Annotated in this window: 14 protein-coding genes, 1 pseudogene and 1 riboswitch; of the genes and pseudogenes, 9 read left to right on the top strand and 6 right to left on the bottom strand. The window is 64.6% G+C overall.

What is annotated here, in order from left to right:
• Positions 1-24: 24 nt before the first annotated feature.
• Entirely contained in the window at positions 25-636 is a 612-nt protein-coding gene (locus ROSMUC_RS01550) for a nicotinate-nucleotide adenylyltransferase (RefSeq protein WP_037269792.1), read from the top strand.
• Between the two features lie 58 nt (positions 637-694).
• Positions 695-2,195 (top strand): annotated as a pseudogene (gene dacB, locus ROSMUC_RS01545) (D-alanyl-D-alanine carboxypeptidase/D-alanyl-D-alanine endopeptidase).
• Positions 2,196-2,199: 4 nt separating this feature from the next.
• Here dacB and ROSMUC_RS01540 read toward each other — a convergent pair.
• Together ROSMUC_RS01540 and ROSMUC_RS01535 are read right to left on the bottom strand one after the other, a co-directional pair.
• On the bottom strand, positions 2,200-2,859 hold the full coding sequence (locus ROSMUC_RS01540) for a glutathione S-transferase N-terminal domain-containing protein (RefSeq protein ID WP_037268799.1): 660 nt from the start codon (positions 2,857-2,859) through the stop codon (positions 2,200-2,202).
• A 28-nt stretch (positions 2,860-2,887) separates the two neighbouring features.
• Positions 2,888-3,829, bottom strand: coding sequence for a DUF726 domain-containing protein (locus ROSMUC_RS01535; RefSeq protein WP_037268796.1), 942 nt, complete (start codon positions 3,827-3,829; stop codon positions 2,888-2,890).
• Positions 3,830-3,942: 113 nt separating this feature from the next.
• Positions 3,943-4,019: riboswitch (SAM riboswitch) on the top strand.
• A gap of 56 nt (positions 4,020-4,075) precedes the next feature.
• Here ROSMUC_RS01535 and metZ point away from each other — a divergent pair.
• The 4 genes from metZ (at position 4,076) to ROSMUC_RS01515 (ending at position 7,565) form a co-directional block, all read left to right on the top strand.
• A complete protein-coding gene (metZ, locus tag ROSMUC_RS01530) occupies positions 4,076-5,260 on the top strand; it encodes an O-succinylhomoserine sulfhydrylase (RefSeq protein WP_037268793.1) in 1,185 nt (394 codons plus the stop codon).
• A gap of 138 nt (positions 5,261-5,398) precedes the next feature.
• Positions 5,399-6,499: a GTP cyclohydrolase FolE2 gene (gene folE2 / locus ROSMUC_RS01525; protein WP_037268790.1), complete on the top strand. Its 1,101-nt coding sequence runs from the start codon at positions 5,399-5,401 to the stop codon at positions 6,497-6,499.
• Positions 6,500-6,666: 167 nt separating this feature from the next.
• Entirely contained in the window at positions 6,667-7,221 is a 555-nt protein-coding gene (locus tag ROSMUC_RS01520) for a hypothetical protein (protein ID WP_102105829.1), read from the top strand.
• 122 nt (positions 7,222-7,343) lie between these two features.
• On the top strand, positions 7,344-7,565 hold the full coding sequence (locus ROSMUC_RS01515; protein ID WP_037268783.1) for a hypothetical protein: 222 nt from the start codon (positions 7,344-7,346) through the stop codon (positions 7,563-7,565).
• A 32-nt stretch (positions 7,566-7,597) separates the two neighbouring features.
• Here ROSMUC_RS01515 and ROSMUC_RS01510 read toward each other — a convergent pair whose 3' ends face one another.
• The 4 genes from ROSMUC_RS01510 to ROSMUC_RS01495 form a co-directional block, all read right to left on the bottom strand.
• Complete coding sequence (locus ROSMUC_RS01510; RefSeq protein ID WP_037268780.1) at positions 7,598-8,209, bottom strand: inner membrane-spanning protein YciB; 612 nt, start codon at positions 8,207-8,209, stop codon at positions 7,598-7,600.
• A gap of 41 nt (positions 8,210-8,250) precedes the next feature.
• Positions 8,251-9,153, bottom strand: coding sequence for an EamA family transporter (locus tag ROSMUC_RS01505; RefSeq protein WP_037268777.1), 903 nt, complete (start codon positions 9,151-9,153; stop codon positions 8,251-8,253).
• Between the two features lie 76 nt (positions 9,154-9,229).
• Positions 9,230-10,273 carry a signal recognition particle-docking protein FtsY gene (gene ftsY / locus ROSMUC_RS01500; RefSeq protein WP_425442747.1) on the bottom strand — a complete coding sequence of 348 codons (1,044 nt, stop codon included), beginning with the start codon at positions 10,271-10,273 and terminating at the stop codon, positions 9,230-9,232.
• Between the two features lie 178 nt (positions 10,274-10,451).
• Positions 10,452-12,149, bottom strand: coding sequence for an NAD(P)H-dependent oxidoreductase subunit E (locus tag ROSMUC_RS01495; protein WP_206018412.1), 1,698 nt, complete (start codon positions 12,147-12,149; stop codon positions 10,452-10,454).
• A 185-nt stretch (positions 12,150-12,334) separates the two neighbouring features.
• Between ROSMUC_RS01495 and ROSMUC_RS01490 the strand changes: the two genes are divergently transcribed.
• The 3 genes from ROSMUC_RS01490 (at position 12,335) to ROSMUC_RS01480 (ending at position 14,899) form a co-directional block, all read left to right on the top strand.
• Complete coding sequence (locus ROSMUC_RS01490; RefSeq protein WP_037268773.1) at positions 12,335-13,378, top strand: alkane 1-monooxygenase; 1,044 nt, start codon at positions 12,335-12,337, stop codon at positions 13,376-13,378.
• A 4-nt stretch (positions 13,379-13,382) separates the two neighbouring features.
• On the top strand, positions 13,383-13,775 hold the full coding sequence (locus ROSMUC_RS01485) for a hypothetical protein (RefSeq protein WP_037268771.1): 393 nt from the start codon (positions 13,383-13,385) through the stop codon (positions 13,773-13,775).
• Positions 13,776-13,996: 221 nt separating this feature from the next.
• Positions 13,997-14,899, top strand: a complete 903-nt coding sequence (locus ROSMUC_RS01480; protein WP_037268770.1) for a 5-bromo-4-chloroindolyl phosphate hydrolysis family protein — start codon at positions 13,997-13,999, stop codon at positions 14,897-14,899.
• Positions 14,900-14,906: the final 7 nt, after the last annotated feature.

The raw sequence follows: 14,906 nt of genomic DNA, 5'->3' as shown, positions 1-14,906 counted from the left end.
CGCGCCGCTGGCAATGAAGAGGCGATGACACATGCCCTGCCCCCTACCCGCCCCGGTCAGGTGATCGGCCTCTTGGGTGGATCGTTCGATCCGCCCCATGCGGGGCATCTGCATATCAGCCGCGAGGCGTTGCGGCGGTTCGGGCTGGACCGGCTGTGGTGGCTGGTGAGCCCGGGCAATCCGCTCAAGGCGCATGGCCCTGCGCCGCTCGCGCAGCGCATGGCGGCCGCGCGGGCATTGGTCGATCATCCGCGCATCGACGTGACCGATATCGAGGCGCGGACCGGCACGCGCCATACCGCCGCCACGCTGCGCGCGCTGCGCAGGCTCTGTCCGGGCGTGCGGTTCGTCTGGCTGATGGGGGCGGACAATCTCGCGCAATTCCACCTCTGGCAGGATTGGCGCGACATTCTCGACACGGTGCCGGTGGGGGTTCTGGCGCGGCCCGGTCAGCGTATCTCGGCGCGGCTGTCCCCTGCGGCGCGCATCTACGCCAGTGCCCGCCTGCCCGGCCATGAGAGCCAGGCGCTGGGACGGCGCGACGCCCCCGCCTGGTGCTTTGTCAATGTGCCGATGATGGATATTTCCTCGACCCGTCTGCGCGAGAGCGGCACCTGGACGCGGGGGCAGAAGTGACCGCGCGCCCGGCAAATCGCGATTGCGCGAGTCTGCGGCCTAAGGTTTACTCTGCACCATGACCAAGCGTATTTCACGGCGGTATTTTCTGGGCACGGCGCTGGCCGCGCTGAGCGGTCCGGCCTTGGCGGGTGCGCCAGCGGTCTCCCTGCGCCCGGTGGCGCGGCCCGATGGGGGCGCACGCCGCGCGGTGCAACGCGCCCCCGCCCCCGAGGCGCTGATTTCCGAGGCCAATCTGTCGGGGCGCGTGGGCTATGCGGTGGCCGACGCGCGCACCGGGCAACTGCTCGAGGCGGGCGATGCCACCACCGGCCTGCCTCCTGCGAGCGTCACCAAGGCGGTGACGGCGCTCTATGCGCTCGACGCCCTTGGGCCAGACCATCGCTTTGGCACGCGGCTGATTGCAACCGGGCCGATTTCGGGCGGTGTGCTGAATGGCGACCTGATCCTTGCGGGCGGCGGGGATCCGACGCTGGACACCGATGCGCTGGCCGGGCTTGCGGCCAATCTGGCCAAGACCGGGCTGCGCGAGCTGCGCGGCAGGTTCCTGGTCTGGGGCGGCGCGGTTCCGTTCAAACGCGCCATTGACGAGGCGCAGCCGGAACATGCGGGCTATAACCCCGCGCTCTCGGGTCTCAACCTCAATTACAACCGCGTGCATTTCGAGTGGAAGCGCGCGGGCGGCAAATATGCCGTCACCATGGACGCGCGGTCAAACCGCTACCGTCCCGATGTGACCATGGCGCGGATGCGGATCGCCGATCGCAGCGTGCCGGTCTATACCTACAAGGACGCGGGCGGCTATGACGACTGGACCGTGGCGCTGGGGGCGTTGGGCAATGGTGGCGCCCGCTGGCTGCCGGTGCGCAAGCCAGAGCTTTATGCGGGCGAAGTCTTTGCCACCTTCGCACGCAGCCAAGGCATCAAGACCGGCGCGCCGCAGATCACCCAGAACCTGCCCGGCGGCACCGCGCTTGTGACCCATGCCAGCGCGCCGCTTCGCGACATCCTGCGCGACATGCTGAAATATTCGACCAACCTCACGGCGGAAATGGTGGGGCTTGCGGCCTCGGCCAAGCGGCGGGGCGCGGTGGTGGCGCTGGATCAATCGGCGCGGGACATGAACGGCTGGGCGGCGCAGGCGCTGGGCATGTCGGGCGCGGCGCTCCGGGATCATTCGGGCCTCAGCGATCGGTCGCGCCTGTCGGCGGCGGCCATGGCGCAGGCCTTGGCGCGGGCGCATGGCGCGGGCCTCTTGCGACCGCTCTTGCGACAGGTCGACTTGCGCGACGCCCAAGGCCGCCCCAATCGCAATCATCCGCTCAAGGTGGCGGCCAAGACCGGAACGCTGCATTTCGTCAGCGCGCTGGCCGGCTATGTGACGACCCCGCAAGGGGCCGATCTGGCCTTTGCCATTTTCACCGCCTCGGACAGCTTGCGCGCGCGCATCGACCCCTCGCAGGATGACAGCCCCCCCCGGCGCGCGCGGCTGGAATGCGCGCTCAAAGCGGCTGCAACAGGCGCTGATCGAGCGTTGGGGCGCGGTTTACGGCGGCTGACAGGCTATTTCCGCGCCGTCGGATCGCGGCGCTTGTCGGCATGGAGCGCGCGCCCCCGTTGCACCCCCTCGCGCGCGCCCACCTTCTCAAGCCAGCGGGCGAAATGCGGCTTGTCCTCCAGCGTCTGTTGTTGCCCCTCCCAGAGCGAACACCAGCCCCAGAGCGCCATATCGGCGATGGAATAGAAATCGCCCGCGACATATTCAGACTGCGCCAATTGCCGGTCGAGCACACCGTAAAGCCGCGCCACTTCTGCGCGGTAGCGGTTCTTGGCATAGGGAATATCCTCGGGGGCGAATTTCAGGAAATGATGCGCTTGGCCGGCCATCGGCCCAACGCCGCCCATCTGCCACATGAGCCATTGATCGACCGCAATCCGGTCCCGCGCGGTCTGTCCGTAAAATTGCCCGGTCTTGCGCGCCAGATATTGCAGGATCGCCCCGGACTCGAAGATGTGGATCGGCGCGCCGTCCGGCCCCTCGGGGTCGGTGATGGCGGGAATCCGGTTGTTGGGCGAGATGGCGAGAAATTCAGGCGCGTGTTGATCGCCCGCGCCAATGTCGATCAGGTGGCAGCGATAGGGCAGGCCCATCTCTTCGAGGGCAATGGATATTTTCCAGCCGTTCGGCGTGGGCCAGAAGTAGAGGTCGATCGGGGCGGGCATCGGTTAGTCTCCTGCGCGTGGGTCACGCTCAGAATGACGGTTTACGTCCCATTGGCAAGGGCAGGCGGACCTCTGGCAGGCTCAAAAGGCGCGACCACCGCGGTTCCGTGACACAAGGCAGCGCGGCCCTGAGCGCAGCAAGCGGCAGATCAGGGCCAGCCCGCAGCAGGCGGTTGTAGAGCGAAAAGACACCGGGTCGCGTATAGGGCGACCAGTGGCAGACGCGCGCGGCGGGCGGAGCGATGGCAAAGCCCGCGCGATTGAGCGCCGCAAGCGTGCCCGGATGGTCCATCTGAAGCGTGAGAATATTAGGGCCCGTCGTCAGCGTCAGCCCAAGACTGCGGTCGCCGCGCCGTGGCGCGGGGATCAGACATTCGAGCAGGAAATCGTAGAAATCATTCTCGCGGCTGGTGACGTTGATGATCTCGGCCCCGCGCCCCGCCGGGGTCTCGAGCGCCTCAGCTGCGCGCTGACCGAATTCGGCACCGGCCAGCAGGATCATGCGCTGCAACGCGCCCTCGGGCAGATGTGCCAGCGCCGACAGAACCACCCGCGCGCCCAGCGAATGTGCAACCGCGTGGATCGGGCGGTCCGGGCGCACGGCGCGAATCATCATGACCAGTTGCGCCAGTTGCGCACCAGCCTCTGCCGCCGCCGCATAGGCGCGCCAGATATTGCCGCGCGCAGGCCAGCCAAAGCCGATGCCCAGCCCTTCATCGGTCGCACCCGCACCAAAGCCAAGCCCGGCAGGCCAGCTTCGGACCTTGAAACAGCTGCGTTGCGGGGTCAGCGAGAAGATGTGATCGTGCGGGCATTCGGTTGCATGGTGAGGCGCGTATTTGTAGCCATGGACCATCAGGATCACCGGCCCCGCGCCCCGCATCAGATCGGGCAGACCCTCAGCCGGATCACCGGCCCCGTCATGCAGCACCGGGCCGCTTGGCCCTGCATTCACATGGATCAGCGGCATGTCCCTCACCCCACCAGATGTTGTGGCCGAGAGCTACGCCGTACATACGTCGTTACGGTGACGCTTGCGTGAAACCTGCGTGACAGAGTTGACGCGCGCGCGGCGCGGGAGTAATCCGCAGTTGTGGCGATTTGTTACCGGATTGCGGGCCACGTTAAACAAACCGCTAAAAGGTCAGGATGAAAGGCCCCTTTCGCTTGACCGCGTCGGGGCTTTTTTCTTGGGCGGGATGCCCGGAGGTTGGATATGAGCGAGACTTGGCAAAAGCGCACCAAACTGGTGCATGGCGGCACGCGGCGCAGCCAGTATAACGAGGTGAGCGAGGCGATCTTCCTCACCCAGGGGTTTGTCTATGACACCGCCGAGGCGGCAGAGGCGCGATTCATCAAGGCAGGCGCGGATGAATTCATCTATGCGCGCTATGGCAATCCCACGGTCGCGATGTTCGAGGACCGGATCGCGGCCCTTGAGGGGGCCGAGGATGCCTTTGCCACCGCAAGCGGCATGGCGGCGGTCTCGGGCGCGCTGACCTCGATGCTGCGGGCGGGCGATCATGTGGTGTCGGCGCGGGCGCTCTTTGGCTCGTGTCTCTATGTCCTCGAAGAAATCCTGACCCGTTTTGGGGTCGAGGTCACATTCGTGGACGGCACCAATCTGGAGGAATGGCGCGCGGCCATCCGGCCCGGCACCAAGGCGGTGTTCTTCGAAACCATCTCGAACCCGACACTCGACGTGGTGGACATCCGCGCGGTGGCGGAGTTGGCGCATGCGGCGGGTGCGCTTGTGCTTATGGACAATGTCTTTGCCACGCCGGTCTTTTCCCGCGCCATAGAACAGGGCGCGGATGTCGTCATCTATTCCGCAACCAAGCATATCGACGGCCAAGGCCGCACACTGGGCGGGGTGATTTTGGGCACGCGCGATTTCATCCGCGGCACCGTTGAACCCTACATGAAACACACTGGCGGCTCGATGTCGCCCTTTACCGCCTGGGTCATGCTCAAGGGGCTTGAGACCATTGATCTGCGCGTGCGGGCACAGGCGGCCACCGCACAGGCGATTGCCGAGGCATTGCAGGGCGATGCACGGCTGGCGCGGGTGATCTATCCGGGGCTGGCCGATCATCCGCAGAATGCTCTGGTGCGCGCGCAAATGGGCGAAGGCGGCACGGTTCTGGCGCTCGACCTCAAGGGCGGGCAAGAGGCGGCGTTCCGGTTTTTGAACGCGCTGGAGATTGTGGTGATCTCGAACAATCTGGGCGATGCGAAATCCATCGTGACCCATCCCGCCACCACCACCCATCAACGCCTGCCCGCCGCGCAGAAGGCGGCCCTTGGCATCACGTCGGGGTTGGTGCGGCTGAGTGTGGGGCTCGAGGACTGCGGCGACCTGATCCGCGACATCCGGAACGCGCTGGAGGCGGCGAACTGAGGCGGAAAGGTTTTTCAGCGATTTCCGGGGTTTGAATGATCCGCTTTGCCGCATTTGACGTAAATCCCTACGATAATGGCAATTCCTGCGGAAACCTTGTATGTAAAGGTCTGGCAGAGCGGATAGGGAAGTTTTGCGATGAATGTGCATCCGTCTGAGATGAAGCCTGCTCCGGACCGGGACGAGGCCAAAGAGGCGCTGGCGCTGCTGCGCTCCTGGGCGCGTGCCGCGTCTCCCGAAGAGGTGGCCGATCTCGATCCGGCGATTGCACGGCTTTTGCCTTCGGGCGAGGTGTCGAATTATCCGGTTCTGGCGCGGGAATACCCCGAGGATTTCGCCACGAGCGCTGCCTACCTCGCCAGCCTGCCCGATTTGCAGAATGGGCCGGCCTCGCTCATTCGCGGGACGCGGCAGCAGTTGCAGCATGTGGGGATTTCGAATTTCCGCCTGCCGATCCGCTATCACACCCGTGACAATGGCGATCTGACGCTCGAGACCTCGGTGACGGGCACGGTCAGCTTGGACGCAGGCAAGAAGGGCATCAACATGTCCCGGATCATGCGCAGTTTCTACAAGCACGCGGAAAAGACATTCAGCGCCGATGTGATGGAGGCCGCGTTGTCGGATTACATCACCGATCTTGAGTCGCTCGATGCGCGCCTGCAAATGCGCCTCTCCTACCCGGCACGGGTGCGCTCGCTGCGTTCAGGGCTGGAAGGCTATCAGTACTATGACATTGCGATGGAATTGGTGAAAAACGCCGGGGTCACGCGCAAATTCATGCATCTCGATTACGTCTATTCCTCGACCTGCCCCTGTTCGCTGGAGCTCAGCGAACATGCGCGCGCCGCGCGCGGGCAACTGGCCACGCCACATTCGCAACGCTCTGTCGCGCGAATTTCAGTGGAATTGGTCGAAGAGGATTGTCTGTGGTTCGAGGATCTGATCGAACTGGCCCGCCGCGCTGTGCCGACCGAAACACAGGTCATGGTCAAGCGCGAGGACGAGCAGGCCTTTGCCGAGTTGAACGCCGCCAACCCGATCTTTGTCGAGGATGCCGCGCGTCTCTTTTGCGAGCAGTTGCTCGCCGATCCGCGCATCGGCGATTTTCGGGTCGTGGCCAGCCATCAAGAAAGCCTGCACAGCCATGATGCGGTCAGTGTACTGACCGAGGGTGAAACCTTTGCCGCGCAGAGCCTTGACCCCCGGTTGTTCCAGACCCTTATTCATGGGCGTTAAGCCCGGAAATCCGGCAAATCGGCCAAATTTTCAGCAGGAATCCGCGTAGCGCAGCGAAAGTGATTTGACCTTAGGTCAAATTGCTGCAACGCAGCGATGCGCGCGTTATATTCCTGTCATCCGCTTGCGGTAAGCGCAGGCGCGCAACTGCTGAAAAGGACGAAATCATGCTTGCACCCGAACTTCCGCTGAAACTGTCCGCCGCCGGCATCCGGTTGACCGGATATATGGTCGAGAAACAGTTGCGCGTGGCGCAGGTCTATTGCGAGGCGATGCTCAAGAGCGGGGTTTGGTCGCGGAACCTGACGGCCAAGGCCGCAGTTCCCGCATCCCCCGCCAAACCCAAGGCACCGGCCAAGCCCAAGGCTGCGGCCGTCGCCGCCAAGCCACGCCGCGCCACCCGCGCCCCCGCGACCCCGGCCGCGCCCGTCGCCCCCGTGAACAAACCCGTGGAGAAAGCCGCCCCGGCCGTCGCCGCAAAACCGGCGCCTGTGGCCGAGGTGAAGCCCGCGGCAAAGCCCGCCACCGTGGTCGCGGCCAAACCCACCCCCACGGCCGAGGTCAAGCCCGCGCCAAAGCCTGAGGCAACTGCGGTGAGCGCAGCACAGCCCACCCCGCAGCCCACTGCGCGGGTGATACCTGTCGACACGAGCGCGCCCAAGCGCCAGCCCTCGCCGCCCCCCACGATGCCCGAGCGCGCGGCCAAGGCCAAGGCCGAGTAGAAAGAAAGGTCGGGATGCGCCCCTTGCAACCCGGCCATTCCGTTTCCGCGCTGGTCGCGTCAATCTGACTGACCTATCTAGGACGCAGGGAGGGAACCAAACCACTTAAAGTGAGGTTTCCAATGGCGAATATCACAACCAACGTTTCCGCATCGCCTCTGCGCGAGAGCTGGAAAAAGTTTGTCGCGGCGCTGGTGCGCGGTCTTGAGGCACAGGCCGCCGTGACATCACGGCGCAACCGGATCGAAGCGCTGGAAGCGAAATCCGATGCAGAGCTGGCCCGCATGGGTCTGCGCCGCGAAGACATCGCTTATCATGTCTTCAAGGACCTGTTCTACGCCTGATGCGCGAGGGGGCGGGCGCCCTGCCCGCCCTGTCAGGCACCCTTGTCGTCATTTTCCTCGGTCGAATGATCGCGAAAGAGCGCGCCTTGCGCCATGAAGAAGACAAAAATCGCGGCCGTCAGACCGAAGGTCTTGAAATAGACCCACATTTCTTCGGTCTGCGTGCGCCAGATCGCCTCGTTCAGCAGGGCGAGACCGAAGAAGAAGAGCATCAAGCGCCGGGTCAGGATCATCCAGCCCGCGTCGGTTAGCGGCATCACCCCATCCATGACATATTGCAGGTAAGAGCGGCCCCGCAGCAGGCCATAGCCCAGCACCCCGCCGAAGAGCAGGTAGATCATCGTCGGCTTCATCTTGAAGAAGCGCGGATCGTTGAACCAGACGCTGAGGCCGCCGAAAACCACGATCAGCACCGCCGTGACCACCTGCATCCGGCTCAGATGGCCGGTGAGTCGCCACAAAACACCCATCGAGATCAGAAATACCGGGATGAACCCAGCGGTGACGACGATAAAGCCCTCATAGTCGGTGCCGCCAATGGTAAAGACCCTGTCCTTGAGCCAGAGATAGGCGGCAAAAAAGCCCAGCACAGGGCCAAATTCCAGAACCGACTTGGCCCATTTGGGCGGCTGCGTGTCATCCATGTCGTCAGGTTTCCTTATCGCTCACGCCGGTTGTGGCGCATTCAGCCGCCAAGCTCAACTATGACCGCACCCGCGGCGATCAAGGTCATGAGTGCAATACGTCGCGGCCCCACCGTTTCCTTGAGCACGAGCCAGCCAATCAGGGCCGCAAAGACCGTCGAGGTCTCGCGCAGCACCGCCGCCTCGCCCACCTTGTCAAGGCGGGTGGCCAGCATGACCGACCCGAAGGAAAAGAACGCCACCACCCCGCCCGAAACCCCGCGCAGCAACAGGGGGCCTACCGCGTGCCGCGTGGGCATATTGCGCCAGCGTAGATAGGCAAAGGGCGGAATCGTCAGCCCATCGAGGAAAAAGAACCACGCAAGGAAGGTAAAGGGATCAGCCGCGGCGCGAATGCCGTAAGCGTCATAGGTGGTATAGAGCGCCACAAAGAGCCCGGTCGCCACCGCAAGACCCAACGCCAGCGGCATGGTATCGCGATTGAGCGTGAGCGTGCGCAGATTATAGACCGCTAGGCCGTAGATACCGCACAGAAGCACCGCCACGCCCAGCCATTGCACTGGGGTAAATACCTCGCCGAAAATCGCATAGGCCCCGATCACGGTGAAAAGCGGCCCGGTGCCCCGCACCACGGGGTAAACGACCGTATAAGCGCCGCGCGTATAGGCCATCGCCTGCAACACCTTGTAGCCGATGTGGATCACCACCGCGCCGGCAAAGATGGGCCACATATGCGCCTCGGGCCAGGGCACGACGAAGAGGGCAAAGGGCGCGGCCATGGCGGCATAGCTCGCATCTATCGCGCCCCGGCTGAGCCAGGGATCATGCCGCCCCTTTTGCAACGCGCCAAAAATGGCATGCAAGAGCGCCGCGAGGAGCGCAAGCACCATGGCAAGGTCATGCCCCGCCTCAGTGCCCTCAAGTGAAATCAGCCAAGCGCTCATTCAGAGGCTGGGACATTGGGGGGCCAGCCCCCCAACCCCCCCGAGGTACTTAAGGCCAGATGACAGGCGCAAAGGGTCATTCGCCGTCGAGCCCGGTCAGGGCCGCGGCAAATTCCTGCGGGTCGAACGGCGCCAGGTCGTCGATCTGTTCGCCCACGCCGATGGCGTGGATCGGCAGGCCGAATTTATCCGCCAAGGCCACCAGCACACCGCCGCGGGCGGTGCCGTCGAGCTTGGTCATGATCAGGCCGGAGACATCGGCGAGCTTCTGGAAGGTTGCGACCTGACTCAGCGCGTTCTGCCCCGTGGTGGCATCGAGCACGAGCAGGGTGTTATGCGGCGCGCTTGGGTCCTTCTTGCGGATGACGCGCACGATCTTGGCCAGTTCCTCCATCAGATCGGCGCGGTTCTGCAACCGTCCGGCGGTGTCGATCATCAAAAGGTCCGCGCCCTCGGCCTCGGCGCGGGTCATGGCGTCAAAGGCGAGGCTGGCGGGGTCGGAGCCTTCGGGTGCGGTCATCACCGGCACACCGGCGCGCTGCCCCCAGACCTGAAGCTGTTCGACGGCTGCGGCGCGGAATGTGTCCCCGGCAGCGATCACCACGGATTTGCCCGCCGCCTTGAACTGGGCTGCAAGCTTGCCGATGGTCGTCGTCTTGCCCGAGCCGTTGACGCCCACCACCAACACCACCTGCGGGCGCTTGGCATAGATCGGCATGGGGCGCGCCACGGGGTCCATGATGCGGGCGATTTCCTGCGCCAGAAGTTCCTTGATTTCCTGCGACGAGAGGCGTTTGCCCATGCGACCTTCGGCCATGTTGGCAGTGACGCGGAGCGCGGTATCCACGCCCATGTCCGCACCGATCAGCAACTCCTCAAGGCTTTCGAGCATGGCATCGTCGAGCACGCGGCGCGGTGCCGCCTCAGGCGTGGCGCGCCCCAAGAGGCGACCAAAGAGCCCGCCACGCGGCGCGGTCGCTGGCAGATCGTCGGGGATTTCGACCGGTTGCGGCGGTGCCAGGCTTTCGGTGACGGGCGGCGGCAGCTCTTGCGGAGATGGGGCGACGGGGGCCTCTTGGGGCGCGGGGGCCGGCACCTCTGGCGGGGGGCGGCGCAACACTCGGCGTGCTCTCTTCTGCGCGCCCGTCCTCGACAATAGCCTCCAACCCCTCTTCGAGTTTGGAAGAGGATTTGAACAACCGTTCCTTGAGTTTCGAGAAAAACGCCATGCGCCCTCCGATCCGCGTGTCAGTTCTGACCTAATGCGGATCGAAGGGAGATGGAAGCCTGCGCTTGGCTCAGATTTCGTCAGCGAAATGCTTCATCGTCAGGCGGATGGGGTTGGGTGCGGCCTGTCCCAGACCGCAGATGCTGGCATCGGCCATCGCGGTGCAAAGCTCGGTCAGGAGCGGCTGATCCCAGGTGTCGGCCTGCATCAGCTTGACCGCCTTTTCACAGCCCACCCGGCAAGGCGTGCATTGACCGCAGCTTTCATCCTCGAAAAAGCGCAGCATGTTGAGCGCTGCATCCCGCGCCCGGTCGTGATCCGACAGCACCACCACCGCCGCCGAGCCGATAAAGGTGCCATGCGGTTGCAGCGTGTCGAAATCGAGCGGAACATCGTTCATCGACGCAGGCAGGAGGCCCGAGGACGGACCGCCGGGCTGATAGGCTTTGAAGGTATGCCCATCCAGCATGCCGCCCGCCGCCGCGATGATGTCCGTGATGGTGGAGCCTGCGGGCAGGAGGTGGACGCCGGGTTTTTTCACGCGCCCCGATACTGAGTAAGAGCGAAGCCCCTTGCGGCCATTCAACTCGACCGTGTTCAGGATTTCCGGCCCTTCGCGCAGAATTCGCGTGACCCAGAGCAGGGTTTCGATGTTGTTGACCAGCGTGGGACGGTCGAAAATGCCCACCTGCGCCACAAAGGGCGGACGGTGACGCGGCAGGCCGCGCTTGCCCTCGATCGATTCGATCATGGCGCTTTCTTCACCGCAGATATAGGCCCCTGCCCCCCGACGCAGCTCGACATAGCCGGGTTCGATCAGCCCGGCCGATTCCAGCGCGGCAATCTCTTTGGCGAGGATATGCAGAACGGCGGGATATTCATCGCGCATGTAGATGAAGCAGCGCGCGGCCTCGACCGCCCAGGCCGCGATCAGCATCCCCTCGAGAAACAGATGCGGTGTGCGTTCGAGGTAATAGCGGTCCTTGAAGGTGCCCGGCTCGCCCTCGTCGCCATTGACGGCCAGATAGCGCGGGCCCGGTTCGGCGCGCACGAAACCCCATTTGCGCCCCGACGGGAAGCCGGCGCCGCCAAGGCCGCGCAGACCGGCATCGAGCAGGGTTTGCTGGACGCGCTCGAATTCGGCATCGGCATTGGAGGTGGCGCGCAGGTCGCTCAGCGTGGCATAGCCGCCTGCCGCGCGATAGGCATCAAATCCTTCGTAATCCGGCACATGCGCGTGGGTGTCCCCCGCCGCGACCGCCGCCAGAACGCTCTCGGGCGTGGCGTGGTCGATATGGTGATGGCCCAGCTCCACCACGGGTGCCGTGTCGCACCGCCCCATGCAGGGCGCGCGCAGGATGCGCACCTGTGCAGGATCGGTGCCCTTCTCAAGCGCGGATTTCAGCGCCTGCGCGCCCGCGAGTTCGCAGCTCAGCGAATCGCAGACGCGGATGGTCAGAGCGGGCGGCGGCGTCTCGCCTTCGCGCACCACATCGAAATGCGCGTAAAAGCTGGCCACTTCATACACTTCGGCCTGCGACAGGCGCATCTCCTCGGCCAGCGCGCGCAGATGCGCCGACGACAGATGGCCGAATTTGTCCTGAATAAGGTGCAGATATTCGATCAAAAGGTCGCGTCGGCGCGGCCCCTCGCCCAAGAGCGCCTGAACCTCGGCCCAAGCACCATCTTCAAGCGGACGCCCCTTGGTTGTGCGGCGGCCCTTGCCCGTGCCGGATTTCCAGACGCCTTTGCGATCATCCAATGCCATTGCGATCATCCTCTTTCCCTGTTGCGACCGAACCTAGCGGGCCGGGATGTGGGTAGAGCCCTCAAAAACGACATTTGCACCACCATTCGCGTTGATCAGGGCGTGAAATGCGACGGGGTGCGGCAAGGAAACCCTGTGCGCGGCCCCTGCCCCGGATTAGAGTATGGCAAAACCGGGAACTGCTAATGCCGCTCTTTTCCATTGCCGCAAGCCTGCCTCTGCTGCTGACCGCGATTGCCGCGCTCTGGGGCGGTGTTTGGGGCATTCTGGCCTTGGGCACGATTACGGTTCTGGTGTTCACGCTGGATCGCGTGCTCGTCGCAGGCGGCAATCCAGATCCAGAGGCCGAATTTCCCGCCGCAGACTGGCTTTTGGTGGGGCTGGGATTGGCGCATTTCGCGGTGCTGGCGCTGGCGGTCTGGGCGGTGGCCGGGGGCAACAGGCTGAGCGGAGTGGAGCGCGCGCTCGTGGCGCTGAGCGCAGGCTTGAGCATGGGCCAGATTTCGCATCCGGTGGCGCATGAGCTGATCCATCGCGGTGCCCGCGCCAAGCGGCGTCTAGGGCGGCTCATCTATACCTCGCTGCTCTTTGGCCATCACGCGAGCGCGCATCTGCGGGTGCATCATGTGCATGTGGCCACCCCCGATGATCCCAGCAGCGCCCGCCCCGGTGAAGGGTTTTACCGCTACGTTCTGCGCGCCTGGCCGGGTGCGTTTCAGGCGGGGCTGCGCGCCGACTCGCGGCGCTATGCCGATCAACCGCTCTGGCAACATCCCTATACCCTTTATCTCGGCGGAGCGGGGGCGCTTGTGCTTGCGGTCGCGATCGGCCTTGGGGCGGCGGGGGTGGCGGCGCTGCTCTTCATCGCGGGCTATGCCCAGATGCAAATCCTGCTTTCGGACTATGTGCAGCACTACGGGTTGCGCCGGGCACAGCGACAGGATGGGCGGTTCGAGCCGGTCGGCCCGCAGCATTCCTGGAACGCGCCGCATGTGATCTCGGCGGCGATGACGCTGAACGCGCCGCGCCATTCCGATCACCATGTGACACCACACCGCCCCTATCCGGCCCTGCAACTCGACCGCACCGCCATGCCGACCCTGCCACAGTCTCTACCGGTGATGGCGGTGCTGGCGTTGGTGCCGCCACTATGGCGACGCGTCATGGACCGCCGCGCCGCGCGCTGGCGCAAAACCTCTGGCGGCGTGGCAGCCGATCTGGCAGGCTAAGCGCATGCGTGCCTTGGTCCTGTCCTGTTTCATCTTCGCTTTTGCGGCCCCCGCGGCGGCACAAATGTCGGCGGAGGAATTCGACACCTACACGCGCGGCCAGACCTTTTACTATGGCGCCGGTGGCGCGCCTTATGGCGGCGAGGAATATCTGCCCGACCGCCGCGTGCGCTGGTCCTTTCTCGATGGCGAGTGTCAGGACGGGCATTGGTATGAAGAACGCGGGCTCATCTGCTTTGTCTATGACAACCGCCCCGATCCGCAATGCTGGAGCTTTGAGCGCACCGACCAGGGGCTGATCGCGCGCTTTGCCGGGGAACAGAGCCTCTCGGAACTCTACGAGGTGCGCCGCTCCGAGGCGCCGCTGATGTGTCTCGGGCCCAAGATCGGCGTGTGATCCCCGGCTTCTTCTTGGAAAAAATACTCATTCCCTGCTCCACCCCTTGCGCCGGGGTTTGAAATCTTCCCCCTAGCAAGCGGGTCCCCCATCGCCTAAGTTCATGGCAGGCGTATGGAAACCGGCAATGGGGGCACCATGAGTGATACGGGACTTCAGAAACTGGCGTTCCTTCTGCTGGTGGCGCTGATCCTGTTTGTCGCGGCCACGGGGGGCGTGTGATGGCGCAGCGCTTTGGCGGCAAATACAGCCCCGATGGCGCGGACAAGGACGCGCCCGTGCCGGACCGGGGCGGCTTTCGTGGCGCGCGGCGGACGCGGGCGGGCGGGCGCGTGAACCTTTTGTTCTTTGCGCCTTTGCCATTGGCTGCGCGGGCCTTTGCCTCGGGTCCGGTGGAACTGGCATTCAACCTTGCCGCACTCGGCGCGCTGCTCTTGGCGGCATGGCTCACCCGCGAGGGGATTCTGGCGCAAGAGGCCTATGAGGCGCGCAAGATCGCGCGTCGCCCGGCCATTCCGCGCAAGATTTTTGCCTCCGCGCTCACCGGCGCGGGCCTTGGGCTTGCGGGTTTTGCCAGCGGCGGCGGGCTTCTGGAGCCGCTTATTTATGCCACCCTCGGCGCGGTTCTTCACAGTTTCGCCTTTGGTCTCGATCCTCTCAAGGACAAGGGGATGGCGGGCGTCGACAGCTTTCAGAGCGACCGGGTGGCGCGGGTGGTCGATCAGGCCGAGGATTACCTGCGCGCCATGACCGACGCGCTCAGCCGTGCGGGCGACCGGCAGGCGGAAACCCGGCTTGAGCGGTTCCAGATCACGGTGCGCGACATGCTGCGCACGGTTGAGGATGACCCCCGCGACCTGACAGCGGCGCGCAAATATCTGGGCGTCTATCTGATGGGCGCGCGCGACGCGACGGTCAAGTTCGCCGATCTGCACGCCCGCGCCCCCAACCCCGCTGCACGCGACAAATACCTCGCGCTCCTCAGCGATCTGGAACAGAATTTCACCGCCAAAACCCGCGCGCTGATGCAGGACAGCACCACCGATCTCGATATAGAAATCGACGTGTTGCGTGACCGGCTCGAGCGCGAGGGCGTTCACCTTGAAACCAAAGATTTAGCGTAAAAAGGAC

Source organism: Roseovarius mucosus DSM 17069, from assembly GCF_000768555.3.
Classification (GTDB): domain Bacteria; phylum Pseudomonadota; class Alphaproteobacteria; order Rhodobacterales; family Rhodobacteraceae; genus Roseovarius; species Roseovarius mucosus.
The sequence above is the reverse complement of the archived record's forward strand: the minus strand, read 5'-3'. Positions and strand labels throughout refer to the sequence as shown.